The following is a 25,486-nucleotide window of genomic DNA, read 5'->3' as shown; positions in this document are numbered from 1 at the left end:
CGGGGCAGGAACCGGCCCGATCACGCCCTTACGAGTCTCAAACTCTTGTCGACCGAATCCCCCGTTGCCGTCTCCATCGTCGTTCCCGTGCGCAACGAGGCCGGCAACATCACGCCGCTGATCAGCGAGATCGCGACCGCGCTCGATGGTCTGTGGCCGTACGAGATCATCTACGTCAATGACGGCTCGACCGACGAGACCGCGCAGCGGCTCGCCGAGGAAATGGCACGGCGGCCGAACCTGCGCGTCCTGCGGCATGAGACGTCTTCCGGCCAATCGGCGGCTGTCAGGAGCGGCATCCGCGCCGCCCACGGCGCTGTCGTCGCGACGCTCGACGGGGACGGGCAGAACAACCCTGCTTTTCTGCCCGAGCTCATCGCCGCGCTCGAAAAGGGCGGTGCGCATGTCGGCCTCGTCGCCGGGCAGCGGGTCGGCCGCAAGGATACTGGCTTTAAGAAACTGCAGTCACGGCTCGCCAACAAGATCCGCAATGCGGTGCTGCACGATGGAACGCGTGACACCGGCTGCGGCCTCAAGGCGGTTCGCCGCGACGTGTTCCTGATGATGCCGTATTTCGATGGTCTGCACCGCTTCCTGCCGGCGCTGGTGCGGCGCGAGGGCTATGACATCGCCTATGTCGACGTGATCGACCGGCCTCGGCACTCCGGTGTCTCGAACTACGGGTTCTTCGACCGGCTCTGGATCGGGATCATGGATCTCGCCGGCGTGTGGTGGCTGATCCGCCGCAAGAAGCCGACGCCGGTTGCGATCGAGGTGAAGTAATGCTGATTCAATTCGGGCAGGCGTTCAGCAACTATCTCTACGACATCTTCATCGCCAAGTTCGATTTCTGGCTGGTGTTCGGCCTTGCGGCACAACTGGCCTTCGCTGCGCGCTTCCTGGTGCAGTGGATCGCCAGCGAGCGCGCGGGCAAGAGCGTCGTGCCGCTCGCATTCTGGTTCTTCTCGATCGGGGGAGGGCTGATGACGCTGATCTATGGTCTCGTGAAGCGCGAGCCGGTCATCATCTTCGGCCAGTTGTTGTCGAACATCATCTACGTCCGCAACGTGATGTTGATCTTCAAGAACCGCCAGCGGGAATCGCAGACGCTGAGCAACTGATCGGGCCGTAGGGGTCTCGCCACCGCCGACATTCCGGGTTCAGTCGCCACGCGCAGCCGCGTCGCGGCTGCACATTGACGCTTGCCCAGGAATGACGGTGGTCGTGAAACCGGAAGAGTAGTTTCGTTGATAGGACGCGCAAGACTCAACGCGGCAATGGCTGGGCCGACGATGCGGGCAGGGCGGCGGTCTCTGCGCTCTCGACTGCTTCGCTGCGGCGGGTCGCGACCTCGCCGGCCGCGTCGAGCACGGGATAGGCGACCGAGCAGATGTGCGAGTGGATACGCCTGAGATCGCGCAGCACGTCGAGATGCAGCGAGGTGGTTTCCAGCGTCTCCGAGCGGCCCTCGCGCAGACGTTCGAGGTGCCGCTCGGTCGCGCCGAGTTCGGCGTTGCGGAGCTCGGCTTTCTGATCGAGCAGTTGGTGGGCTTGCTGCGCATCGCCGGACATGAAGATGCCGAACGCGATGCGGAGCGCCTCCATGATCTGGCGATGAAAGGCCTGCAGCTCGTCGGCGCCCTCAGCGGAGAACTGGAACCTGCGTTTGATCTTCTTGGTCGCGAGCTCGCTCAGGTTCTTGTCGATGATGTCGCCGATATGCTCGAGGTTGATCGCGAAGGAGATGATCTCCATCGCGCGCTTGCCCTCGCGCTCGTCCAGGCTGCCGCGCGTCAGCTTGGTGATGTAGAGCTTGATGGCCTCGTCGAGCCGGTCGACGACGTTGTCGGCGCGTGACACCTGATCCACGAGGCCACGGTCGTTGGTCATCATCGCGGTCATGACGTTGCGCAACATGGTCTCGACCAGATCGCCCATGCGCAGCGCCTCGCGCGCCGCGTCCGCAAGCGCAAGCGACGGGGTTTCCAGCGCGGTCTCGTCGAGATAGCGCGGCTTCGCCGGATCGACCTCGGCCGGGCGGTCCGGAAACAGTCGCGTGAGCAACTTCTCCATGCCGCCCAGCAGGCCGATGAAGACCACGGCCGTGCCGAGATTGAACGCCATGTGGAACTGCGCTGTCAGCTTCGACAGATCCGGTTGCCACGATTGCAGCAAATTGGCGAGCGGATGCAGGAAGGGTGTGATCAGCGCGACGCCGATGATGCGGTTGAGGAGATTGCCGACGGGCAGGCGATAGCTCGCGGGATTGTCGCGGTGCGCGCCCTCGAACACCGGGTTGACGGCGCTGCCGAGATTGGCCCCGAGCACGAGCGCCAGCGCCGCATCGGCCGTAACGAAATGCGCATAGGCCAGTGACATCACCAGCAGCACGCTGGCGACGCTGGAGTGCACGACCCAGGTGACGAGCGCACCGAAGATGATGCACAGCGTGACATCGGCCGTGATCGCCTGCATGAACACGCGCATCGCCGGCGCTTCTTCGGCGGGTGCCAACGTATCGATCAGAATATGCAGCGACAGCAGCATCAGGCCGAGGCCGATTGCTACTCGGCCGAGATCCTTGATGCGCGATCGCGGCCCACTGCGGAACGCCACCAGGCCGAGCACGAACAGGATGGGGGCGACTGCCGCCACGTTGAACGAGAGCACCTGGACGATCAGCGTGGTGCCGATATTGGCGCCGAGCATGATCGCGAGCGCCGGGATCAGGCCGACCAGGCCTTCCGCTGCGAAGGAGGTCGTGATCAGCGCGGTCGCCGTGCTGCTCTGGAGCAGAGCGGTCAGACCGAGGCCGGCAGCGAGGGCGCTGAAGCGGTTGCGCAGCGCCCGCGACAGTAGCAGCCGGAGATCCGGGCCGAAGGCGCGGAGAATGCCGCTGTGGACCATGTGAAGGCCCCACAGCAGCAACGCCACGCCGCCCATCAGATCGAGCAGAACCATGATTTCCGTTCGTTCGAGCTTTCCTTGCCGCGCAGGCTACCCCCAATCGGCGGGACATCAACGCCAATTTGTCGGCCCCGGCTGCCCGATCGCGCGGCGCTCCGCTGGCTGCGAGCGTGCTTAAGCCCCGTTGAAGGCCGCAAAGCCTCGGTCGAGATCCTCCTTGAGATCCTCCACGTTCTCCAGGCCGATATGCAGACGCAGCGTGGGCCCCCCCGGCGCCCAGGTGGTGGCCGTGCGGTAGCTCGCGCAGTCGAACGGAATCGCAAGGCTCTCGAAGCCGCCCCAGGAATAGCCCATTCCGAACAGCGTCAGCGTGTCGAGCATCGCATCAACCGCGGCTTGTGGCTTTGGTTGCAGCACGATGCTGAACAGGCCGGAGGCGCCGGTGAAGTCCCGCTTCCAGATCGCATGCCCCGGATGGCTCTCCAGCGCGGGATGCAGCACCTCGATCACCTCGGGACGCGCGGCGAGCCAGCGGGCCATTTCCAGCCCCGAGCGATGGTGCTGCGCCAGGCGCACGCCCAGCGTCCGCACCCCGCGCAGGGCGAGGAACACGTCGTCCGGGCCGGCGCAGACGCCGAGCAGGCGAATGCCCTCGGCGATCAGCGGCCATGCCTTCGCATTGGCCGAAATCGTGCCGAACATGATGTCGGAGTGGCCGCCGATATATTTGGTGGCCGCCTGCATGCTGACGTCGACGCCCTGGTCGAGGGAGCGGTGGTAGAGCGGCGTCGCCCAGGTGTTGTCGTCGATGACCAGTGCGCCGTGCGCATGTGCGACCGCGGCAATGGCGGGGATGTCCGGCATTTCGAACGACTGCGAGCCGGGCGCCTCGACAACCACCGCGCGTGTATTTGGTTTGAGCAGTTGCTCAATTCCTGGGCCGATCAATGGGTCGAAATAGGTCGTCTCGACGCCGTAGCGCGCCAGCATGCCGTTGCAGAAATTGCGGGTCGGACGATAGATGCTGTCGCACACCAGCACGTGGTCGCCGGCCTTGAGCACCGACAGCAGCGTGGTCGAGATTGCCCCAAGGCCGGATGGTGCGATGCCGACGCCGGCGCATTGCGGTCCCTCCAGCGTCATCAGGACCTGCTGCAGGGCCTTCGTCGTCGGCGTGCCGTGGCGGCCATACTGGAATTCGCCGCGGTGTGCGTGCAGGTCCTCGGCGGTTGGATACAGAACCGTCGAACCATGAACGACGGGGGGATTCACGAATCCGTGCTGCGCCTTAGTATCCCGCCCCGCCGTGATCAGCCGTGTTTCGACGTTTTGTCGCACCGCCGCAGCGGGGTCATTCGATGATGCCATTCGCGTGTCTTTTCTCTCTTAACCTGCCGGGATAGCTCGAAATCGGGCAGCACTGCGGTCGTTAATAACAGAATGCAGAACAGGCCCGTCAACCCCTTGACCCGGACCGCCAGTCGTTCTGTGATGCCGGCGCAATTCGATCGCTGCACGTTGAGGGGCTTGCCGCGATTTCCGCTTCATCTCGCCTGCACGGCTTCGTCGTGCATGGTGTACGCCATATTCTTGGTATGGCGTTTGCAACGCGGATTCAGGTCGGGCCCCCCTGCGCGCTGAGACTTCATCGCTCCCCAAGGACGACCGCGAAAGGCTGTATTTATGAAACGCGTCACTCTGGCTCTCACTCTTGCTCTCGCCCCGGTGCTGGCGAGCGTCGGCGCCCAGGCCGAAACGCTCAAGACCGTCAAGGATCGTGGCATGCTCGCCTGCGGCGTCAGCCAGGGCCTCCCTGGTTTCTCGTCGCCCGATGACAAGGGCAACTGGACCGGGATCGACGTCGACGTCTGCCGCGCCATCGCCGCCGCGATCTTCAACGATCCGACCAAGGTGAAGTTCGTTCCGCTGTCCGCCAAGGACCGCTTTACCGCACTGCAGTCGGGCGAAGTGGACGTGCTGTCGCGCAACACCACCTGGACCCTGTCGCGGGACACCTCGCTGGGCGCCAATTTCGCCGGCGTGACCTATTATGACGGCCAGGGCTTCATGGTGAAGAAGGCCCTCAAGGTGAATTCTGCGCTCGAGCTCAACAGCGCTTCGGTCTGCGTGCAGACCGGCACGACCACCGAGCAGAATCTCGCCGACTACTTCAAGGCCAACAAGATGAAGTACGAGGTGATCGCGTTCGCCGGCGCCGACGAGACCGTGAAGGCCTATGAATCCGGCCGCTGCGACGTGTTTACCACCGACGTCTCGGGCCTCTACGCCGAGAGGCTGAAGCTGTCCAATCCGGCCGATCACGTCGTGCTGCCGGAAGTGATCTCGAAGGAGCCGCTGGGCCCGATGGTGCGTCACGGTGACGATCAGTGGTTCGACATCGTCAAGTGGACGCTGTTCGGGCTGGTCACCGCCGAGGAGCTCGGCGTGACGCAGGCGAACGTCGACGAGATGGCCAAGTCGGACAAGCCCGAGTTCAAGCGCGCCTTCGGCACCGACGGCAATCTCGGCGAGCAGCTCGGCCTCACCAAGGACTGGTTCTCGCGCATCGTGAAAGCGGTCGGGAATTATGGCGAGATGTATGACCGCAACGTCGGCGCAGGATCCAAGCTGCAGATTGCGCGCGGTCTGAACCAGCTCTGGAACAAGGGCGGTCTGCAGTACGCGCCGCCGATCCGCTGATCGCTGCACGAGATCGGGGCTGCGGCGAATGAGCATCGAAGCGAGGCTACCGCCTCCGCAATATGGGCTTCGGCTGAAGCGCATGCTCGGAGGAAAGGCAGGATGGAACGGCATCATCCTGCAGATCCTGTTCGTCGCAGTCCTAGTGTGGGTTGGCTACGAGATCGTGGCCAACGCACGCAGCAACCTCGCAGCCCAACGTATCACGTCGGGATTCGGCTTTCTCAACAACACGGCCGGCTTCGACGTCAACCAGACCCTGATCAGCTACTCCGGCTCCGACAGCTACAGCCGCGTGCTGATCGTCGGCGTGCTGAACACCCTGCTGGTCTCGGTCATCGGCATCGTGCTGGCGACCATCCTGGGCTTCCTGGTCGCTCTAGGCCGGCTATCACCGAATGTGCTGCTGTCGCGTGTCTCCGGCGCCTATGTCGAGCTGATCCGCAACCTGCCGCTCCTGTTCCAGATCCTGTTCTGGTATCTTGCGGTGTTGGCGGCTCTGCCCGGACCGCGACAGAGCATCTCTCTTTTCTCGACGTTCTTTCTCAACAATCGTGGCTTCATCGTTCCGCGACCGATCGAGGAGCCCGGCCTGATGCCGTTCCTGGTCGCGCTCGGTGCCGCGATCGTCGGCTCGGCCGGTCTGCACTATTACGCGCGGCGTGAGCTGTTCGTACGCGGCCATGCGATGCGGATCTGGCCCTACGTGCTGGGGCTGCTGATCGGCCTGCCGCTGATTGCAACGCTCGTGTTCGGCGTGCCGATTTCGTTCGAGGTGCCGGCGCTCAAGGGATTCAACTTCGCCGGCGGTTCGCGCATCATTCCCGAGCTCGTCGCGCTGACCCTGGCGCTGACCATGTACACGGCGTCGTTCATCGCCGAGGTGGTGCGTGCCGGCATCCTCTCCGTCCACAAGGGGCAGATGGAAGCGGGGCTCTCGCTCGGACTGAGCCGCGGCACCGTGCTGCGCCTGATCGTCGTGCCGCAGGCGCTCCGCGTCATCCTGCCGCCGCTGACGAACCAGTATTTGAACCTGACCAAGAACTCCTCGCTCGCGGTCGCCATCGGTTATCCCGATCTCGTTTCGGTGTTCGCGGGCACGACAATGAGCCAGACGGGTCAGGCCATCGAGATCATCGGAATCACGATGGGCGTCTATCTGGCGCTGTCGCTGATCACCAGCGCGATGATGAGCTTCTACAGCTGGCGGCTTGGGAAGAGACTTGGCGCATGACCGACATCACGGCCTCAACCTTCATCCGTCAGGACATGGCCGGAGAACGTCCGGCGCCCATCAAGACGACGGGGTTCGTCGGCTTCGTCCGCACGAGGCTGTTGAACTCGCCGACCAATATCCTGCTCACCCTGGTGAGCGCGCTGTTGATCTGGTTCACCGTGATCCCGGCGGTCAAGTTCCTGCTGGTCGACGCGGTGTGGGTCGGCAAGGACCGCGAAGCTTGTCTGGCGCAGAACGCGGGCCATCCGGTCGGCGCCTGTTGGCCCTACATTTCGGCGAAGTTCGGCCAGTTCATGTACGGCTTCTATCCGGAGGCCGACCGGTGGCGGGTCAATCTGACCTACGGGCTCGCGGTGGTGCTGCTGGCGCCGCTGCTGATCCCGCGCCTGCCGGCCAAAGGATTGAACGCGGGCCTGTTCTTCTTCGCGCTTCCGGTGGTCGCATTCTTCCTGCTCTATGGCGGTGGGCTGGAGAGCTTCGGCGTGAGCTGGACCACAGGCGCGCTCCAGCTGTTCGTCGAGAGCATCGATACGGCCGGTAACGCGCTGGTTCGCGCCGGCGACAATTTGCCGGTGGTCGGCATGCTGCTGTGGCTGCTCGGCAAGCTGGTCGTGCTGATCGGTACGCTTGCATCGCTCGTGATCTGGCCGCTGGTCTGGATCCGCAATGAGCTGCAGCAATCTCACCAGCCCGTGTGGAATGATCTCGTGCTCTCCGCGATCATTGTCACCGCGCTGGTCTTCATCGTCGGTGGCGGGAGCAGGGCGCTGCGCAGCGTGATCGCCACGGCCGCGGCCTTCGCCGGCATCGCCATCGTCATTGCGATCATGGGCCTCGATCGCGGCGGCCTTCCCATCGTCGATACAAGGCTGTGGGGTGGAATGCTGGTGACGCTGGTCGTCTCGGTGATCGGCATCGTCGCGTCGATGCCGATCGGCATTGCGCTTGCGCTCGGCCGCCGTTCGACCATTCCATTGATCCGCATCTCTTCGATTGCCTTCATCGAACTGGTTCGCGGCGTGCCGCTGATCACGGTGCTGTTCTTCGCCACCTACATGCTGCCGCTGTTCCTGCCCGGCAATGTCAGGGTCGACGGCCTGGTTCGGGCGCTGATCGGCGTCGCGCTGTTCTCGGGCGCCTACATGGCCGAGGTCATCCGTGGCGGCCTCCAGGCTATACCGCGTGGTCAGGCGGAGGCATCGAGCGCGCTCGGGCTGTCCTGGTGGAAGACGACCAGCTTCATCGTGCTGCCGCAGGCATTGCGCCACGTCATCCCCGGCATCGTCAACAGCTTCATCTCGCTGTTCAAGGACACCTCGCTGGTATCGATCGTGGCGCTGTTCGACCTGCTCGGCAGCCTCAAGGCCTCGTTTGCCGATCCGGTATGGGCGACGCCGACCACGGCCTTCACCGGCTTTGCCTTCACCGGGCTGATCTACTTCGCCTTCTGCTTCGGCATGTCACGCTACTCCATGCTGGTCGAGCGCCGCGTCAACGCGCACCGGCGCCATTGAGCCAGAGATCATCGAGAGACCCATGACTGCAAATTCGATCGTCAGCATTTCCGCCCTCAACAAATGGTACGGCGAATTCCACGTCCTGCGCGACATCAACCTCTCCGTCGGGAAGGGTGAGCGCATCGTGATCTGCGGGCCCTCGGGCTCGGGCAAGTCGACCCTGATCCGCTGCATCAACGCGCTCGAGGAATTCCAGGAGGGCGAGATCAATGTCGACGGCATCGATCTCGGGCCCAACCTCAAGCGCGTCGACGAGGTCCGCCGCGAGGTCGGCATGGTGTTCCAGAGCTTCAACCTGTTTCCGCACCTGACCGTGCTGGAGAACTGTACCCTGGCGCCGATCTGGGTGCGCAACATCCCCCAGAAGGAAGCCGAGGCGACTGCGATGAAGTTCCTGGAGCGGGTCAAGATCCCGCATCAGGCGCAGAAATACCCGGGCCAGATGTCGGGCGGTCAGCAGCAGCGCGTCGCCATCGCGCGCGCGCTGGCGATGAACCCGAAGGTCATGCTGTTCGACGAGCCGACATCGGCGCTCGATCCGGAGATGGTGAAGGAGGTGCTCGACACCATGGTCGATCTCGCCAAGGAGGGCATGACCATGCTGGTCGTGACCCACGAGATGGGCTTCGCGCGCGAGGTCGCCAACCGCGTCGTGTTCATGGACGCCGGCCAGATCATCGAATCGAACACGCCGCAGGAATTCTTCGCCAACCCGCAGCATGCGCGCAGCAAGCTGTTCCTGAGCCAGATTTTGCGGCATTGATGAGGAAGCGAATAGGGACTTGCGAATAGCGAATAGGGCGAAAAGTTCTACTCGCTACTCGCTACTCGCTACTCGCCCTCAAACGAAAGGCGGCTTGATGCCGCTGCGCCGCTCCAGCCAAGCCGGCACCGGCAGGTTCTTCGAACGCATGAATTCGGGATTGTACAGCTTCGACTGATAGCGCGTGCCCGAGTCGCACAGGATGGTCACGATGGTGTGGCCGGGGCCGAGTTTCCTGGCGAGTTGCACCGCGCCGGCGACGTTGACGCCGGTCGAGCCGCCCAGGCATAGGCCTTCATGCTGTACGAGGTCGTAGATCGTGTTGACGGCGTCCTCGTCGGACACCAGGAACGCATCGTCGACCTTGGCGGTCTCGATCACGGGCGTCACACGACCGATGCCGATGCCTTCGGTGATGGAATCGCCGGGCGTCGATTTGACGACGCCGTTCTTGAACCATTCGTACATCGCGAAGCCGTGCGGATCGGCGCAGGCGGTGACGATATTCTTGTTTCTGTCCTTCAAATAGCGGCTCGTGCCGGCGATCGTGCCGCCGGTGCCGACCGCGCAGATGAAGCCGTCGACCTTGCCGCCGGTCTGCTCCCAGATCTCGGGTCCCGTGGACTCATAATGCGCCTTGGCGTTGTCGAGGTTGTTCCACTGGTCGGCGAACAGCACGCCGTTCGGCTCGGTCTTGCGCAATTCGTCGGCGAGCCTGCGCCCGACATGCTGATAGTTGTTGGGATTGCTGAACGGCAACGCCGGCACCTCGACCAGCTCCGCACCGCACAGCCGCAGCATGTCCTTCTTTTCCTGGCTCTGCGTCTCCGGGATCACGATCAGCGTGCGATAGCCGCGCGCGCTGGCGACCACGGCCAGACCGATGCCGGTGTTGCCGGCTGTGGCCTCCACCACGAGGCCGCCGGGCTTGAGATCGCCGCGCCTCTCGGCCTCCAGGATCATCCACTTGCCGGCACGGTCCTTGACCGACTGGCCCGGGTTCATGAACTCGGCCTTGCCGAGAATGGTGCAGCCCGTCGCCTCCGAGGCGCGATTGAGCTTGATCAGGGGCGTGTTGCCGATCGCCGCGACGACGTCGTTGTGAATGGTCATTTTGCAGATACCGTAGGAGTTTCCTCGAGCACACTTAAGAGGACCCTAGCCTGATATCCAGGGCAGCGTAAGCCGGCCGGATCAGCCCCCTGATTTCGCAAAGACGACCTGGCGAACATCGATGTTCCCAGAGAGGAAACCTGCTTCGCAGTAGGACAGATAATATTCCCAAAGCCGCCTGAAGCGCTCATCGAATCCTGCGGGCGTGAGGTCCGGCCAGGCCTCCCGGAAGTTCTTTCGCCAGATCGCGAGCGTCCTGGCATAATCTTCCCCGAAGATGCGCTCGCGGATGACGGGTATGCCAAAGCGGTCGCCGAGCGACTTCAGGATCTGCGGCGTCGGCAACATGCCTCCCGGGAAGACGTAGCGTTGGATGAAGTCGACCTCGCGGCGGTAGTGCTGGAACAGGCTGTCCTGGATGGTAATTGCCTGGACACCGGCCAGTCCGCCCGGCAGCAGACGGTCTCGCAGTTGCGAGAAATATTTCGGCCAGAACTGTTCGCCGACCGCCTCGATCATCTCGATCGAGGCGATGCGATCGTAGCGGTCACGCTCGTCGCGGTAATCCTGCAGGCGGATTTCGACTTTCTCGGCGAGCCCGGCCTCGTGGATGCGGCGCTGCGCGAAGTCGCGCTGCTGTTGGCTGATCGTCAGCCCAACGACCTGGGCGCCGAACGTCTTGGCGGCATATTCGGCAAAGCCGCCCCAGCCGCAGCCGATCTCGAGCAGCTTCTGCCCGGGCTTGAGATCGATCGCCTCGGCCAGCCGCTTGTACTTGTTGGTCTGTGCGGCGGTGAGGTCGGTGGTGTCCTCCTCGAACAGGGCCGAGGAGTAGGTCATGCTCGGATCGAGCCACGCCGAGTAGAACGAATTCCCGATGTCATAATGGGCGTAGATGTTGCGCTTTGCCTGACGCTTGGTGTTGCGGTTGAACCAGTGCCGGACCAGCTGGGCAAACCGGATCAGCGGCTTGTCTTCCAGCATCGACTGCAGCAGGTGCTGGTTGACGCAGAACAGATAGAGAAACTGCGTCAGGTCCGGCGTGTCCCAGTCGCCGTTCAGATAGGCCTCGGCGATGCCGATGTCGCCACCATTGAGAAGGCGCGATGCGAAGCCGTAATTGGCCAGGATCATTGCGGCGGCCGGCCCGGGCTCAACGCCGCCGAGCCGGATCACCCGTCCGTCCGGCAGGGTCACGTCGAGCGTGCCTTTCCGCAAGCGCGAGCCGAAGCCGAGGGCAAGGCGGGGCAGGCGGGGAAGATCGGCAAGCACCTTGTCGATGGTGTCAGGGGTGACTGGGATGACGTTCTGCATGGCAGGTCCATTCACGCAAACGGCTCGAGCCCACGTCCCCCGTCGGCTGGCCGGTGTGGCACCTGTGCGGGCAGGGAATCACGGACGCAGAGCGCGCCGGCCGTTTCCGGTCAGCGTCGTGAAATATAAGCGTGGCTGCCGTTCCCCGCCAAGCCGGTATTGGTTCCAGGGCTTGCGCTGATTTCGCCGCGCGGGACGAGGCGGACGCCTTTGGCCCACAGCCGCAGCGCCTCCCAATGGATCGCGGCAAAGATTTTGACAGTCACCAGCGGGAGCGAGACGAAGGCGGCGAGCAGGGAGCCAGAGGTCAGCGTGCGACGGCGGCCGGAGAAGGTTGCGGCAAGCAGGGGGCCGTCGGCCCCAGTTTCGAGAATCCGCAGCTTGACATTGTCGCCCGGCGGCATGACCCGGAAATGGTAACGCATCGCCATGTCGATGAAGGGCGAGACGTAGAAGGTCTTGTCCTGCGCCTGGCGCAGCCCTGCTGCCGACAGCTCATCCGGCCTGACCGGCAGCACATAGGGCTTGATCTCGCCGAAGGTGTTGCGGACCTCGTAGATCATCAGCGCCAGGGTGCCGTCGCTGCGATAGCAGAAATAGACCGACAGCGGATTGAACACGTAGCCGAGCAGCCGCGGATAGCACAGCAGCAGCACGCGCCCACCGCTGAGATCGATCCCCTGATCCGCCGCGCAGGTCTGCGCATAGGCCAGTAGCGACGAGCCGTCGCCCGGACCGTGGTCGGCCTCGTGGAAGCTGTAGAGCGCGCGCCGATTGACCCCGAACAGCGAAGCCTGCCGGTCCGCCTGGTCGAGCCTCCCGAGATCGATCAGCAGGCTCATCACGCGATAGCGGAAGCGATGCGTGGTCGGGCGCATGCGGGCATGCATGACCTGTCCGACATAGAGCGCGGCCGCTTCCGTTCTGTCATCCGGTCCCGAGTGATCCATGTCCATATCGCGCCTATTCCGCAGCCTCGGCGAGCGCGATGGGAAGCCCGCGCCACGGCACGCTCGCGCCGAGCGCCTCTGCCACGGCGAGACCCGAGCGCAGCCCGTCCTCATGAAAGCCATAGCCGGTCCAGGCGCCACAGAACCAGGTATGGCGCTGCTCCTGAATCGCTGCCAGACGCTTCTGCGCCGCAAAGGCGGCAGCCGTGTATTGCGGGTGCTCACAGATATACTTGCCAAAGGTTAGCTCCGGAGCCGGAGCGAAGGGTGGGTTGAGGCTGACGAACAGCGGCTTGGCGTTGTCGATGTCCTGGAGGTTGTTCATCCAATAGGTGACGGCGACGTCGTTCATGGGAACGCCCTCACGCTGCCAGCGCAGGAAATTCCACGAAGCCCAGGCGCGGCGACGCTTCGGCATCAGCCTGCTGTCACGGTGCAGATAGATCGTGTTGGGCGAATATTTGATCGCCCCGAGGATGCTGCGCTCCCGCTCGTCCGCATCGGTGAGCATCGACAACGCCTGGTCGCTGTGTGCGGCGATCACGACATGATCGTAGGTGTCGCGACGGCCGCTGCTGTCCTGAACGACGACGCCGTGGGCAGTGCGTTCGATGCTGGTCACGGCGCTGCCGAGCCGGATGTGCTTGCGGAAGCTCGACGTCAGCTTCTCCACATAGCGGCGGCTGCCGCCCTTGACGGTGCGCCAGACCGGACGGTCATATTGCAGCAATCTGTGATTGCTGAAGAACGCGACGAAGTTCTCGGCCGGAAAGTCCAGCATCTCGGACGCCGGGGCTGACCAGATCGCGGCACCCATCGGCGCCAGATAGTCGGTGAGCAGTCGCGGGGCGAAATGGTTGCGCCGGAAATAATCCCGGAGCGTAAGGCCATGCAGGCGCCCGGCCTTGAAGTCGGCTGTACTCTGCTCGTTGAAGGTCAGGATGTCCCTGAGCATCCAGAGATAGGATGTCGACAGCAGATTGCTCGGCTGCGCGAACAGCCCCTTGGCGGTGTCGAGCCAGGTGTTGCCGCCCCCCTTCCATTCGAAGCGGCCGGCATCCGCGGTGACGGCAAAGCTCATGCTGCTGTCGACCGTCTCGACCCCCAGATGGTCGAACAAGGCGGTGAGCTCAGGATAGTTCAGCTCGTTGTAGACGATGAAGCCGATGTCGACAGAGACCGGAGCGCCGTCATAGTCGATCGTCACGGTGTGGCTGTGGCCGCCCGGACGGAGATCGCGCTCGTAGACGGTGATCGGATAACGCTTCGCCAGGGACCAGGCCGCGGCGTTACCCGCAATACCCGTTCCGACCACCGCAACTCGCATGAATGCCCCCCTGAAGTTCACGTGCAAGTTACGGAGTCGCCGCCAAAGGGTTTCACGGGCGCGCTCCCCGCGTCACACCCCGTCCAAAACGGCATTCGACAGATGAAATCTTGGTAAGGCGGCAGCCCGTGGCCCGTGGCCGTGCCTGCACGAAACTCCGCTGATTTACGGGAGATTCGTCGATTCGGTGGACTTTATCGGCACCATCGCTGCTGGGGGGACGGGGGGCTGCAGGGCTGTCCGGCGCCGTGGGCTGCGGCTAGAATGATTCCCAAGACTACAGGGAAGCATCACGCCAGTGTCCATCGTGCCGATCGCCGTCGACGAGCCTTGCCGCGCGTCCGCTGACCCGCGGATCGTCGCCGGGATGCGGGAGCGCCGTGTGCCGGCTGCCCTGCGGCGATTTGTCCACTGGCTGGCGGCGATCGGATTGGCGGCGAACTCGGCCGGCTGCCTGCTGACCCAGGATATTCCCGATCCGGCCCTCGACTTGCCCCAGCGCTACAAGGCGGCGTCCGGTTCCGATATGGCGGCGCCGCCGCCGCTGGATTGGTGGCGCGGCTTCGGATCACGCGAGCTGACCCAGCTGATGGAGGAGGCGCAGAGCGTCAACCTTGATATTGCCGCTGCTGTGGCAAGGTTCCGGCAGGCCGATGCGCTGGCGCGGCAGGCCGGCGCGGCGCTGCTGCCAAGCCTGTCGAGCACGGGGCAGGAGACCTATTCGCGCACGTCCGGGTCGAGCTCCAGCGGGCTCACCAATGGCGGCCGCGAGGTCGTCAATTACCAAGCCTCGCTCTCTGCGAGCTACCAGCTCGACTTCTTCGGCCAGAATCGCGACGCGCTGCAGGCGGCCGAGGAAACCGCGGTGGCCAACCGCTTCGACCGCGACGTCACGCAGTTGACGACGCTCGCCACCGTCGCCAATGCCTATTTCCAGGTGCTGGCCGCTCAGGATCGGATTCGGACCGCCGAGCGCAACATCGCCAGCGCCACGCGTGTGCTCGATGCCATCCGCGAGCGGCAGAAGGCGGGCACCGGCAATGATCTCGACGTCGCGCAGCAGGAGAGCGTGCTCGCCAACCAGAAGGCGGCGGTGCCGCCGCTGCGCCAGACGCTCGATCAGAACGTCAACGCGCTGGCCGTGCTGGTCGCGCGATCGCCCGAGGGCATTCGCATTGCCGGCGGCTCGCTCGACCGGATCAGGACGCCGCGGGTCACGCCCGGGCTGCCGTCCGAACTCTTGACGCAACGGCCGGACATCCGCCGGCAGGAAGCGCAGCTGGCGTCGGCCACCGCCAATGTCGGCAGCGCGCGAGCGCAGTTCTTTCCCAGCATCCAGCTGACCGGCAATGGCGGCTACCAGAGCGCAGCACTGGTGTCGCTGTTTCAGCCGCATGCGGCGTTCTTCAGCCTCGCCGGCAGCCTGACCCAGCCGATCTTCGATGGTGGCAGAATCCTGGGCAATTTCGAGAACGCCAAGGCGCGACAGGACGAGCTGCTGCAAACCTACCGCAAGACGGTCATCCAGTCTTTCACCGACGTCAACAATGCGCTGTTCTCGATCAAGCAGACCACGATCAAGTTGCAATTGCAGCGAGAAGTCGTTGCCGCCTCCCGCCGCGCCTTCCAGCTCTCCGAGCAGCAACTGCGCGCGGGAACTGCCGACATCGTGACAGTCTTGAATACGCAATTGACGCTGTTCCAGGCCGAGGACGCGCTATGGCAGGCGCAACTGGCGCGCCTGCAGGCGTTCGTGAGCCTCTATCAGGCGCTCGGCGGCGGCTGGGAGCCGCGCATGGAGAAGGCGGCCGATGCTCTTTAAACCGGACGAGAAGGGAGCAGCGGCAGTGAAGCGCGCGCGGTCCAGCGTGGCACGGCGGCTGGTGTCGATCACGATCACGCTGCTGATCCTGGGCGGCCTCGGCTATATCGGCTGGTCGGCGATGCAGCAGAAGCAGCAGGCCAATAACCGCTTCGCGCGGCCCGACCTTCCGGTTCCGGTCCTGGCCGCCTCGCCTGTCACCAAGGACGTGCCGGTGTATCTCGACGGCGTCGGCTCCGTCCGCGCGCTCAACACCGTCACGGTGCGCTCCCAGGTCGACGGCAAGCTGATCGCGGTCAATTTCGTCGAGGGGCAGGACGTCAAGAAGGGCGACGTGCTCGCCGAGATCGATCCGGCGATCTACCAGGCGCAGTACGACCAGGCCGTCGCCAAGAAGGCACAGGACGAGGCGCAGCTCGCCAACCAGAAGCTCGACCTCGCCCGTTACGAGCAGCTGGCCGCCAGCAATGCCGGCTCCAAGCAGCAGGCCGACACGCAGCGCGCGGTGGTGGCGCAGCAGCAGGCGCTGATCAAGGCGGATCAGGCCGCGATCGATAATGCGGCGACGACCTTGAGCTACACCAAGATCGTGGCGCCGCTCTCCGGCCGCGCCGGCCTGCGCCAGGTCGACCAGGGCAACATCGTCCATGCGTCCGACGCGACCGGTCTCGTCGTCATCACGCAGCTTCAGCCGATTGCGGTGCAGTTCAGCCTGCCGCAGCAGCAGATCATGCGCGTCAATGCGGCTGCTGCCAAGGGGCCGCTCGCTGTCGACGTGTTCGGCAATGACGGCGTCACCGTCATCGACACCGGCACGTTGCGGGGTATCGACAACCAGGTCGATCAGACGACGGGCACGCTGAAGCTGAAGGCAGAATTCCCCAACGGCAAATTCCAGCTCTGGCCCGGACAGTTCGTCAATGTCCGCCTCAAGGTCGAGACCTTGTCGCAGGCGATCACGGTGCCGACCTCGGCGGTGCAGCGCGGGCCGGCAGGCACGTTCAGCTACGTGATCGGCGAGGGCGACATCGCCTCGGCTCATCCGGTGACGGTCGTGCAGCAGAACGAGAGCGAGGCCGTGATCGCCAGCGGCTTGAGCCCGTCGGACCGCGTGGTGACGACCGGCTTTGCCAATCTGGCCGACGGCGTCAAAGTCGTGGTCGGACGCGCCGAGCAGACGCCGCAGGCCGATCTGGCGCCGCGCAAGCGCAGCCGCAATCCGCAAGGAAAAGAGCAGGCGAAGGAGGGCGGAGCGCCACCCGAAGGTGCGCCGAAGGACGGCGAGCGGCGCCGCAGGCCTGAGGCTGGGGGTCAGACCGACCCCGGCGGTGCAGCGCCCCAGGGAGGGAGTGAGGCAGGTCGCGGCGCGAAGGCACAGCCATGACGCAACCGCAAGAGTGACGAGCAGTCGCGATGAGCGTCTCCGAACCCTTCATCCGCCGTCCCATCGCGACCTCGCTGCTCGGCGTCGCCCTGCTGATCGGCGGCCTGCTCGGCTATCTCGCGCTGCCGGTCTCGGCGCTGCCGCAGGTCGACTTCCCGACTGTCCAGGTGACGACGCAACTGCCGGGCGCCAGCCCTGATGTGATCGCCTCGCTGATCACGGCCCCGCTGGAACGCCAGCTCGGCCAGATCCCGTCCTTGTCCGCGATGAACTCGACAAGCTCGTTCGGCGTCAGCCAGATCTCGCTGCAGTTCGATCTCGGCCGCGACATCGACGGCGCAACCCAAGACGTCCAGGCGGCAATCAATGCCGCCGCCGGCGTCTTGCCAAAGTCGCTGCCCTATCCGCCGACCTACGCCAAGGTCAATCCGGCCGACGCGCCGGTCATGACGCTCGCGCTGACCTCGGACACGATCTCTTTGCGCGCGATGAGCGACATGGCCGACACGATCCTGGCGCAGCGGCTGAGCCAGGTCTCCGGCGTCGGCCGCGTCTCGGTGCTCGGTGGACTGAAGCCCGCGGTGCGCGTGCAGGCCGACCTGGCGCGGCTCGCGGCCTATGGCATCTCGATAGAGGACCTGCGCGCCGCCATCGCAGGCGCCAACGTCTCCGGACCCAAGGGATCGCTGGACGGGGCGCAGCAGGCCTATCTGATCACGGCCAACGACCAGATCGGGGCCGCAGACGCTTACAAGCCGATCATCATCGCCTACCGCAACGGCTCGCCGGTCACGATCGGCGATGTCGCAACGATTCTCGATGGTCTGGAGAACGATCGGACCGGCGGCTGGTACCAGGGTGTCCCTGCGGTCATCCTCGACATCCAGCGCCAGCCGGGTGCCAACGTCATCGAGGTCGTCAAGCAGATCCGTGCCGAGATCCCGAAGCTGCAGCGCATGATTCCGGCCGGGGTGAAGCTCGCTATCGTCAGCGATCGTACCGTGACCATCCGCGCCTCGGTGCACGACGTGCAGTTCACGCTGCTGCTCAGCGTGGTGCTGGTGACGCTGGTCGTGCTGCTGTTCCTGCGCTCGTTGCGGGCCACGATCATCGCCGGCGTCGCGCTGCCGCTGTCGCTGATCACGAGCTTCGGCGTGATGTACTTCGCCGGTTTCAGTCTCGACAATCTCTCGCTGATGGCACTCACGATCGGCACCGGCTTCGTCGTCGACGACGCCATCGTGATGATCGAGAACATCGTGCGCCACATGGAGAATGGCGAGAGCGCGATGAACGCCTCGCTGCGAGGCGCGCGCGAGATCGGCTTCACCGTCATCTCGCTGACGGTCTCGCTGATCGCAGTGTTCATTCCGCTCTTGTTCATGTCCGGTCTGGTCGGCCGCATGTTTCGGGAATTTGCGCTGACGCTGACGATTGCAGTGGTGACATCGGCGGTGGTGTCGTTGACCTTGACGCCGATGATGTGCTCGCGGCTGTTGAAGCACGCCAGCGAGGAGTGGGTGCTGCCGGGGCTGAACGCCGTCAGCCGCTTCATCGACCGCACCGTGGCCGTCTATCATCGCAGCCTGCTGTGGGTGCTGGATCGCCAGACCGAGACGCTGGTCGTGACCTTCGCGACCTTGGCGGCGACCTTGGCGCTCTACGTCGTCGCGCCCAAGGGCTTTCTGCCGCTGCAGGATACCGGCTCGATCACTGCGGTGACCGAGGCCGGCCCCGACGTGTCGTTCGCCGAAATGACGAAACGCCAGGCGGACGTCGCCGCCGCGATCCAAGCTGACGCCGACGTCGTCGGCGTCGTCTCGGTGATCGGCGCCGGATCGGTCAACCCGACCACCAATGTCGGCCGTCTCGTCATGACCTTGAAGCCGCTTGGCGAGCGGCAAGATGGCGTCGCCGAGGTGATCGATCGGCTGAAGCAGAAGACCTCGGGCGTGCCCGGCATGACCGTGTACTTCCAGCCGGTCCAGGACGTGCAGATCTCGACCCAGGCGAGCCGCTCGCAATATCAGTACACGCTGACCGGCGCCGATGCCACCGAGGTGTCGAAATGGGCGAGGCAGCTTGTCGGAGAAATGCGCCGCGACCCTCTATTCCGCGACGCCTCCTCCGAAGCCCAGGAGGGCGGCCTGCGCGCGGAGCTGACCATTGACCGCCAGCGCGCCGGCCAGCTCGGCGTCAGTCTGCAGGGCGTCACCGACACGCTCAACGACGCCTTCGCGCAGCGGCAGATCTCGACGATCTATGGTCAGGCCAATCAGTACCGCGTCGTGCTGGAGGCGCTGCCGATGTATCAGCGCGATCCCTCGATCCTATCGAAGCTCTATCTGCCTGGCGCCGGCGGCCAAGTGCCGCTCTCGGCGGTGGCGAGCCTGAAGCGCACCACCGCGCCGCTCGCCATCTCGCACCAGGCGCAGTTTCCGGCGGTGTCGCTGAGCTTCAATCTCGCGTCCGGCGCTGCGCTGAGCGAGGCGGTCGAGGCGCTCCATGCGACCGAGAACCGCATCGGCATGCCCGGCAGCATCATCGGTGTCTATTCGGGCGATGCCGCCGAGTTCGCCAAGTCGCTGGCCGGCCAGCCCTGGTTGCTGCTGGCGGCCGTGGTCACGATCTACATCGTGCTCGGCGTGCTCTATGAGAGCTACATCCATCCGATCACGATCCTGTCGACCTTGCCGTCGGCGGGCGTCGGCGCCATCCTGGCCTTGATGCTGTTCGGCCAGGATCTCTCGGTCATCGGCTTGATCGGCATCATTCTGCTGATGGGCATCGTCAAGAAGAACGCGATCATGATGATCGACTTCGCGCTCGAAGCGGAGCGTCACGAAAACCGCACACCCTACGACGCGATCGTGCAGGCGTGTCTCCTGCGCTTCCGCCCGATCATGATGACGACCCTGGCCGCGCTGTTCGGCGCGCTGCCGCTGGCGATCGAGAGCGGCACCGGCTCGGAGCTGCGCTTTCCGCTCGGCATCTCCATCATTGGCGGCCTGCTGCTCAGCCAATTGCTGACGCTGTACACGACGCCGGTCATCTATCTCGCGCTCGACCGCATCAATCGTCGCTTCGAGCGCGCGCTGCCGCCGGCGCCGAACCTGCCGTCGCCGCCGATCGCAGGTGCGACCGAAGGCATCCAGTGATGGCCTCGATCTCCGAGCCGTTCATCCGCCGGCCGGTCGGCACCACGCTGCTCTCGATCGGCCTGTTCCTGGTCGGGATCGTCGCCTATATCTTCCTTCCCGTCGCGCCGGTGCCGAACGTCGATTTCCCCGCGATCTTCGTCAGCGCGTCGCGTCCGGGTGCGGACCCGTCCGTCATGGCGGGGACGGTCGCGGCGCCGTTGGAGCGGCGGCTCGGCGAGATCGCAGGTGTCGACCAGATCACATCGACGAGTTCGCTCGGCACCACCAACATCCAGATCCAATTCTCGATCGGCCGCGACATCGACAAGGCCGCGCGTGACGTCCAGGCGGCCATCAACGCCTCGCTGTCGGACCTTCCGAGCGACCTGCCGGCGCTGCCGCGCTTCCGCAAGGCGAACACGGCCGCGGCACCCGTATTCGTTCTGGCCCTGACCTCGAAGACGATGACGCCGAGCGCGATGTACGACGTCGCCGACACCGTTCTGGCGCAGCGTCTGTTCCAGGTGCCCGGCGTCGGCAACGTCACGGTCAGCGGCGCCGATCAACCCGCCGTGCGCATCGCGCTCAATCCGGTCTCGCTCGCCAATGCCGGGATTTCGACCGACGATGTCCGGACGGCGATCATCAATGCCAATCCGATCGGGCCGGTCGGCATCTTCGAGGGCGCGCGGCAGAGCGAGACCATTGCCATCAACCGGCAGATGCGCAGTGCGGCCGAATTCCGCGACATCCTGATCAAGAGCAGCAATGGCAGCTTCGTGCGGCTGTCGGATGTCGCCGACGTCGAGGATTCCGTACGCAACGTGCGTTCGATCGCCTGGTTCAACAAGCAGCCGGCGGTGCTGATCCAGATCGCGAAACAGGGCGACGCCAACGTGATCGAGACCGTCGACCGTGTGAAGGCGCTGATCCCCGAGCTCAAGCAATGGCTGCCGGCTGGCATCGAGATCGCCACTCTGGTCGATCGCACAGGGACCATTCGCGCCTCGGTCGAGGACATGCAGTGGACCTTGCTCGCGACCGCCGTGCTGGTGATGGTCGTCGTGTTCCTGTTCCTGCGCCGCCTGGTGCCGACGGTGGCGGCCGGCGTCTCGGTTCCGCTGGCGCTGGCCGGCACCTGCGCGGCGATGTGGCTCGCAGGCTTCTCGATCGACAATCTCTCGCTGATGGCGCTCGCGATCTCCGTCGGCTTCGTCGTCGACGACGCCATCGTCATGATCGAGAACATGTACCGCAATCTCGAGCATGGCCTGTCGCCGATGCGCGCCGCGCTCGATGGCGCCCGCCAGATCGGCTTTACCGTGTTGTCGATCAGCCTTTCTTTGATTGCAGCCTTCGTGCCCTTGATCTTCATGGACGGCGTCGTCGGCCGTCTCCTGCGTGAGTTCTCGCTGACGCTGACCTTCGCAATCGTCGTGTCGACATTGGTGTCGCTGACGGTGACGCCGATGATCTGCGCGCATTACATCAAGGAGACGCTGTCCGATCGTGCCACCTGGTTCGACCGTATCGTCGAAGGCGCGCTGTCCGGCATGGTCCGCTTCTATGCCTGGACGCTGCGCGGCGTGCTGGTTTATCCGTTCCTCACCTTGATCGTGTTCTTCGCCACCATCGCGCTCACGGTGACGCTCTACATCAAGGTGCCCAAGGGCTATTTCCCGACCGACGATTCCGGCTTCGTCATCGGTGCGACGCGCGCCTCGGCCGACATTTCGTTCCAGTCCATGCTGGGCCTGCAGCAGCGGCTCGCCGACATCGTGATGGCCGATCCCGCCGTGGCCGGTATCGGCTCGACGATCGGGGGCGGCGGCGGGCCGGGCGGCGCGACGTCCAACCGCGGCACCATGTTCATCAACCTCAAGCCCCCGGCGGAGCGCGAGGGCGTCTCGACTGAGCTCGTGATCAACCGCCTCAGGCGGAGCCTCGCGATGGTCCCCGGCATTCGGCTCTTCATGTTCGCCGCGCAGGACGTGCGCACCGGCGGTCGTCAGAGCGATTCCGACTACCAGTACACGTTGAGCAGCCCCGATCTCGACCTTCTGCAGAAATGGGCGCCGATCGTCGCCAAGCGCCTGGAGACGGTCGACGGCATCACCGACATTTCCAGCGACCGCGATCCCGGCGGGCTGCAGCTCGCGCTGCGGATCGACCGACAGAAGGCGGCGAGCCTCGGCGTCCGCGTCCAGGACATCGACAACGCGCTCAACAACGCCTTCGCGCAACGCCAGATCTCGATCGTCTACAGCCAGCGCAACCAGTACATGGTCGTGCTGGAGATCGACCCGAAATTCCAGACCGATCCCTCGAATCTCGACCGCATCTATGTGGCCGGGGCAGGGGACGCGCAGGTGCCGCTGTCGGCGCTGGTCAAGGCCGAGCGCGGCCTGTCACCGCTGGCGGTGTATCACTCACAATCGTTCCCTTCGACCACCGTGTCGTTCAACCTGCTGCCGGACGTGCCCTTGCAGACCGCGACGGCCAACATTCAGCGCGCCGTCGACGAGCTGCACATGCCGGAGGGCATCCGCGGCAGCTTCGACGGCAATGCCGGAGACTTCAACAAGAGCAGCGGCCGCCAGCCGCTCTTGATCCTGTTCGCCCTGGCCGCGATGTATATCGTGCTGGGCGTGCTCTATGAGAGCCTGGCGCATCCGCTGACCATCATCTCGACGCTACCGTCGGCCGGGCTCGGCGCGCTGCTCGCGCTGCAGATCACCAATACGCCGCTGACCGTGATCGCCTTCGTCGGCATCATCCTGCTGATCGGCATCGTCAAGAAGAACGGCATCATGCTGGTCGATTTCGCGCTCGAGGCCGAGCGCCAGCGCGGCATGTCCTCGGCCGACGCGATCTTCGAGGCCTGCCGGGTGCGCTTTCGCCCGATCCTGATGACGACCCTCGCGGCGCTGTTCGCCGGCCTGCCGCTGGTGATCGCGACCGGTCCCGGCACCGAGCTGCGCCGCCCCCTCGGCATCACCATCATTGGCGGCCTCCTGGTGTCGCAGATCCTCACCCTCTACACCACGCCGGTGATCTACCTGCTGATCGACCGGCTACGCCGCCGGCCTGCGCCGGAGCCGCTTGCCGCGCCCGCCGAATGAGCCGTTGTGGCGCTGTCCGCGGGCGCGTATAGCCGCCGCATGCCAGAACCACACGACCATCCGCCGCTCGCCACCGAGGCGCCGCCCGATTGCCCGCGTTGCCAGAAGCCGCTGCCGCTGTGCATCTGCGACAGCGTCACACCGCTGGAAAGCCGGCTGGGGCTCCTGATCCTGCAGCACCCGCAGGAGCAGGATCGCGCCCTCGGCACCGCGCGGCTCGCCGCGCTGCACTTCAAGAACGCGGTGGTCAAGGTCGGGTTATCCTGGCCGAGCCTCGCCAAGGCACTGGGACGGCCGGTCGCCGATCCCGCGCGCTGGGCCATTCTCTATCTCGGCTCGGCGAAGGCGGCCGAGCTCGATCCCGAGAGCGAGGTGGTGGCGGTGACCCGCAAGGGTGAGGTGGCCGACAACCAGCACGCCATCCTCAAGTCGATCGAGGGCGTGATCCTGCTCGACGGCACCTGGAGCCAGGCCAAGGCGCTGTGGTGGCGCAATCCGTGGATGCTGAAGTGCCAGCGCGTGATCCTCGGGCCGCGGCAGCCGTCGCGCTACGGTCGGCTGCGCCGCGAACCGCGCCGCGACGGGCTGTCGACCATCGAGGCGGCCGGGATGCTGATGGCCGCGCTGGAACGGCGGCCTGAGATCGCGACGGCCCTCGACGCGAGCTTCGAGCGCATGCTTGCGCGGTATCGGGAGGTGGAGAAAGAGCATCCGGAGCTCACGCCCCGCCCAAAGGCCCGCAAGCCGGATTGGCGCAGCCGCAAACGGCGGGTTTAGGAACCAAGGGTACGCTTCTTGCATTGCAGCATGGAACGAGGATGAGAGCCATGCAGGAAGCAGAAAAGTCCAATGTGGTGCAGTTCCGGGATTACGCGCCCCGGCTGGCCGGCAGGTCCGGCTCGGATCGGACGGGCGTCTCGGCCGGTGAACGAGTGGCAATTCTGACCTGGCCGCGCGCGCAGGTCAGCTATCCCGGCGGCATCGACGATCTGCCCATCTAGGGCCGGTTCGCGGCCCCAATGGGTAGTCCAACCGCTTGATTTTGATTGAGTGGAGGCCACGACCAGAATTGAACTGGTGTAAACGGTTTTGCAGACCGCTGCGTAACCACTCCGCCACGTGGCCCCTGTGGGCGGAGCAATATAGGCAATCTCGCGCTTAGGCAACCACTCTCGTCGCGAGGCCGACTCCATCGATCCGGACCCTTAGCCAAGTGGAAGTTCGATGCCCCGAGCCGCGTTTCGAGCTGGTCGGCATCGGGCCACGGCAGCGCATAGGGGTGTTGTCGCGCCGCGCTCATCGCGACCCCGCTCCACATCTCGCGTGGTCGCAATTCCAGACGGCGCTGGCGACACCGTCGGTCCCGATCGCGAGGACCTTTCGCCGAACTGCAGCACCGGCAATGACGCGCAGCAGCGACGATAGTCGAAAACATCGTGGCGAATTCGCGCAGCGCGCCTTGATTTTTTCAGGTTGTGTTGTTCTAATTGTTCTATGTTGGGCTGTGTTGCGGGACGCCGGGCTGTAGAGCAGCACTCCCACGACTCACACACGACTTCACACGCAAAGATCTGTCATGGATGATCACCCGACGCGCCGCTCGGTGGTTTTCGGCACGCTTGCCGCATGCGCAACAGTCACCAGCGCAGCGGCCGATGACGACGATCCGCGCAAGGAGAAGCGGCCGCAAAAAGGCGACCTGATCGTGTTCTCGGAAGGGGAGCGCGAAGGGCAGACGATCACGCCTGACGACTTGAAGATCGGCGAGCCACCGGTTCATGGGTGGCCGAAGGATCCAGCGAATGCGATCGTGCGTGACGGATCGCGATTGAACGAGGTGCTGCTCGTCAGGCTCGATCCAACCGAACTCGACGAAGACACGCGTCAGCGCGCGGCCGAGGGCATCGTCGCCTACTCGGCTATCTGCTCGCATGCGGGATGCCCGGTCACGGCCTGGATCAAGGCGACCGAGGGCAACGACGATGTCTTCAAATGCATGTGCCACAATTCCGAGTACGACCCGAGGCGCAGGTCGTGTTCGGCCCCGCGCCGCGGCGGCTTGCCGCGCTTCCCCTCGTGATCAAGGACGGCGCGCTCATGATCGCTGCGCCCTTCATTGGAAAGGTAGGTGGCCAACAGGGCTGATGAGATCCCGTGTGCCGATCGGAACTCGCATCGTCTCGACACCCG

At 64.8% G+C, this 25,486-nt stretch carries 18 protein-coding genes, 1 tRNA gene and 1 pseudogene; 13 read left to right on the top strand and 7 right to left on the bottom strand.

Annotated features, from left to right (window positions below; translation table 11 throughout):
• The first annotated feature begins 45 nt into the window (after positions 1–45).
• Positions 46–783, top strand: a complete 738-nt coding sequence (locus tag QX126_RS06490) for a glycosyltransferase family 2 protein (protein ID WP_315780016.1) — start codon at positions 46–48, stop codon at positions 781–783.
• A complete protein-coding gene (locus QX126_RS06485; protein ID WP_172109779.1) occupies positions 783–1,121 on the top strand; it encodes a lipid-A-disaccharide synthase N-terminal domain-containing protein in 339 nt (112 codons plus the stop codon). Before QX126_RS06490 ends, QX126_RS06485 begins: the two co-directional genes overlap by 1 nt.
• A 145-nt stretch (positions 1,122–1,266) precedes the next feature.
• Here QX126_RS06485 and QX126_RS06480 read toward each other — a convergent pair whose 3' ends face one another.
• Together QX126_RS06480 and metC are read right to left on the bottom strand one after the other, a co-directional pair.
• Complete coding sequence (locus QX126_RS06480) at positions 1,267–2,961, bottom strand: Na/Pi cotransporter family protein (protein ID WP_315774832.1); 1,695 nt, start codon at positions 2,959–2,961, stop codon at positions 1,267–1,269.
• Between the two features lie 120 nt (positions 2,962–3,081).
• Positions 3,082–4,275 carry a cystathionine beta-lyase gene (gene metC, locus QX126_RS06475; protein ID WP_315780014.1) on the bottom strand — a complete coding sequence of 398 codons (1,194 nt, stop codon included), beginning with the start codon at positions 4,273–4,275 and terminating at the stop codon, positions 3,082–3,084.
• 315 nt (positions 4,276–4,590) lie between these two features.
• Between metC and QX126_RS06470 the strand changes: the two genes are divergently transcribed.
• From QX126_RS06470 to QX126_RS06455, 4 genes are read left to right on the top strand one after another with little or no spacing between them, the layout of a single operon-like run.
• Complete coding sequence (locus QX126_RS06470; RefSeq protein WP_315738050.1) at positions 4,591–5,607, top strand: amino acid ABC transporter substrate-binding protein; 1,017 nt, start codon at positions 4,591–4,593, stop codon at positions 5,605–5,607.
• 28 nt (positions 5,608–5,635) lie between these two features.
• A complete protein-coding gene (locus tag QX126_RS06465) occupies positions 5,636–6,841 on the top strand; it encodes an amino acid ABC transporter permease (RefSeq protein WP_315738049.1) in 1,206 nt (401 codons plus the stop codon).
• Positions 6,838–8,358: an amino acid ABC transporter permease gene (locus QX126_RS06460; protein ID WP_315780012.1), complete on the top strand. Its 1,521-nt coding sequence runs from the start codon at positions 6,838–6,840 to the stop codon at positions 8,356–8,358. The genes QX126_RS06465 and QX126_RS06460 overlap by 4 nt, the downstream gene beginning before the upstream one ends.
• Positions 8,359–8,380: 22 nt before the next feature.
• Positions 8,381–9,124 carry an amino acid ABC transporter ATP-binding protein gene (locus tag QX126_RS06455; protein WP_315711850.1) on the top strand — a complete coding sequence of 248 codons (744 nt, stop codon included), beginning with the start codon at positions 8,381–8,383 and terminating at the stop codon, positions 9,122–9,124.
• 78 nt (positions 9,125–9,202) lie between these two features.
• Here the strand turns inward: QX126_RS06455 and QX126_RS06450 are convergent, their stop codons facing one another.
• The 4 genes from QX126_RS06450 to QX126_RS06435 form a co-directional block, all read right to left on the bottom strand.
• On the bottom strand, positions 9,203–10,237 hold the full coding sequence (locus tag QX126_RS06450) for a cysteine synthase A (RefSeq protein WP_315738047.1): 1,035 nt from the start codon (positions 10,235–10,237) through the stop codon (positions 9,203–9,205).
• Positions 10,238–10,318: 81 nt separating this feature from the next.
• Complete coding sequence (locus QX126_RS06445; protein ID WP_315738046.1) at positions 10,319–11,551, bottom strand: cyclopropane-fatty-acyl-phospholipid synthase family protein; 1,233 nt, start codon at positions 11,549–11,551, stop codon at positions 10,319–10,321.
• A gap of 110 nt (positions 11,552–11,661) precedes the next feature.
• On the bottom strand, positions 11,662–12,507 hold the full coding sequence (locus QX126_RS06440) for a DUF1365 domain-containing protein (protein ID WP_315757533.1): 846 nt from the start codon (positions 12,505–12,507) through the stop codon (positions 11,662–11,664).
• Positions 12,508–12,514: 7 nt separating this feature from the next.
• On the bottom strand, positions 12,515–13,828 hold the full coding sequence (locus QX126_RS06435) for an NAD(P)/FAD-dependent oxidoreductase (RefSeq protein WP_315780011.1): 1,314 nt from the start codon (positions 13,826–13,828) through the stop codon (positions 12,515–12,517).
• Positions 13,829–14,195: 367 nt separating this feature from the next.
• On the opposite strand from QX126_RS06435, the gene QX126_RS06430 reads away from it, so the two are divergent.
• Genes QX126_RS06430 through QX126_RS06405 form a run of 6 tightly spaced genes read left to right on the top strand, consistent with a single transcriptional unit; the run spans position 14,196 to position 24,297 of the window.
• Complete coding sequence (locus tag QX126_RS06430; RefSeq protein ID WP_315780009.1) at positions 14,196–15,650, top strand: efflux transporter outer membrane subunit; 1,455 nt, start codon at positions 14,196–14,198, stop codon at positions 15,648–15,650.
• Positions 15,640–17,034: an efflux RND transporter periplasmic adaptor subunit gene (locus tag QX126_RS06425; protein ID WP_315780007.1), complete on the top strand. Its 1,395-nt coding sequence runs from the start codon at positions 15,640–15,642 to the stop codon at positions 17,032–17,034. Before QX126_RS06430 ends, QX126_RS06425 begins: the two co-directional genes overlap by 11 nt.
• A gap of 29 nt (positions 17,035–17,063) precedes the next feature.
• Positions 17,064–20,192, top strand: coding sequence for an efflux RND transporter permease subunit (locus QX126_RS06420; RefSeq protein WP_315780005.1), 3,129 nt, complete (start codon positions 17,064–17,066; stop codon positions 20,190–20,192).
• Positions 20,192–23,296 (top strand): efflux RND transporter permease subunit, encoded by a 3,105-nt coding sequence (locus tag QX126_RS06415; protein WP_315780003.1) that lies wholly within the window; start codon positions 20,192–20,194, stop codon positions 23,294–23,296. Before QX126_RS06420 ends, QX126_RS06415 begins: the two co-directional genes overlap by 1 nt.
• 39 nt (positions 23,297–23,335) lie before the next feature.
• Positions 23,336–24,073: a tRNA-uridine aminocarboxypropyltransferase gene (locus QX126_RS06410; RefSeq protein ID WP_315780001.1), complete on the top strand. Its 738-nt coding sequence runs from the start codon at positions 23,336–23,338 to the stop codon at positions 24,071–24,073.
• Positions 24,074–24,123: 50 nt separating this feature from the next.
• On the top strand, positions 24,124–24,297 hold the full coding sequence (locus QX126_RS06405) for a hypothetical protein (protein WP_315779999.1): 174 nt from the start codon (positions 24,124–24,126) through the stop codon (positions 24,295–24,297).
• A 50-nt stretch (positions 24,298–24,347) separates the two neighbouring features.
• Here QX126_RS06405 and QX126_RS06400 read toward each other — a convergent pair.
• A tRNA-Cys gene (locus tag QX126_RS06400) sits at positions 24,348–24,421 on the bottom strand.
• A 451-nt stretch (positions 24,422–24,872) separates the two neighbouring features.
• Between QX126_RS06400 and QX126_RS06395 the strand changes: the two are divergent.
• A pseudogene (locus QX126_RS06395) lies at positions 24,873–25,441 on the top strand (ubiquinol-cytochrome c reductase iron-sulfur subunit).
• Positions 25,442–25,486 lie beyond the last annotated feature (45 nt).

The organism is Bradyrhizobium sp. SZCCHNPS1003 (genome assembly GCF_032381555.1).
GTDB lineage: Bacteria > Pseudomonadota > Alphaproteobacteria > Rhizobiales > Xanthobacteraceae > Bradyrhizobium.
The sequence above is the reverse complement of the archived record's forward strand: the minus strand, read 5'-3'. Positions and strand labels throughout refer to the sequence as shown.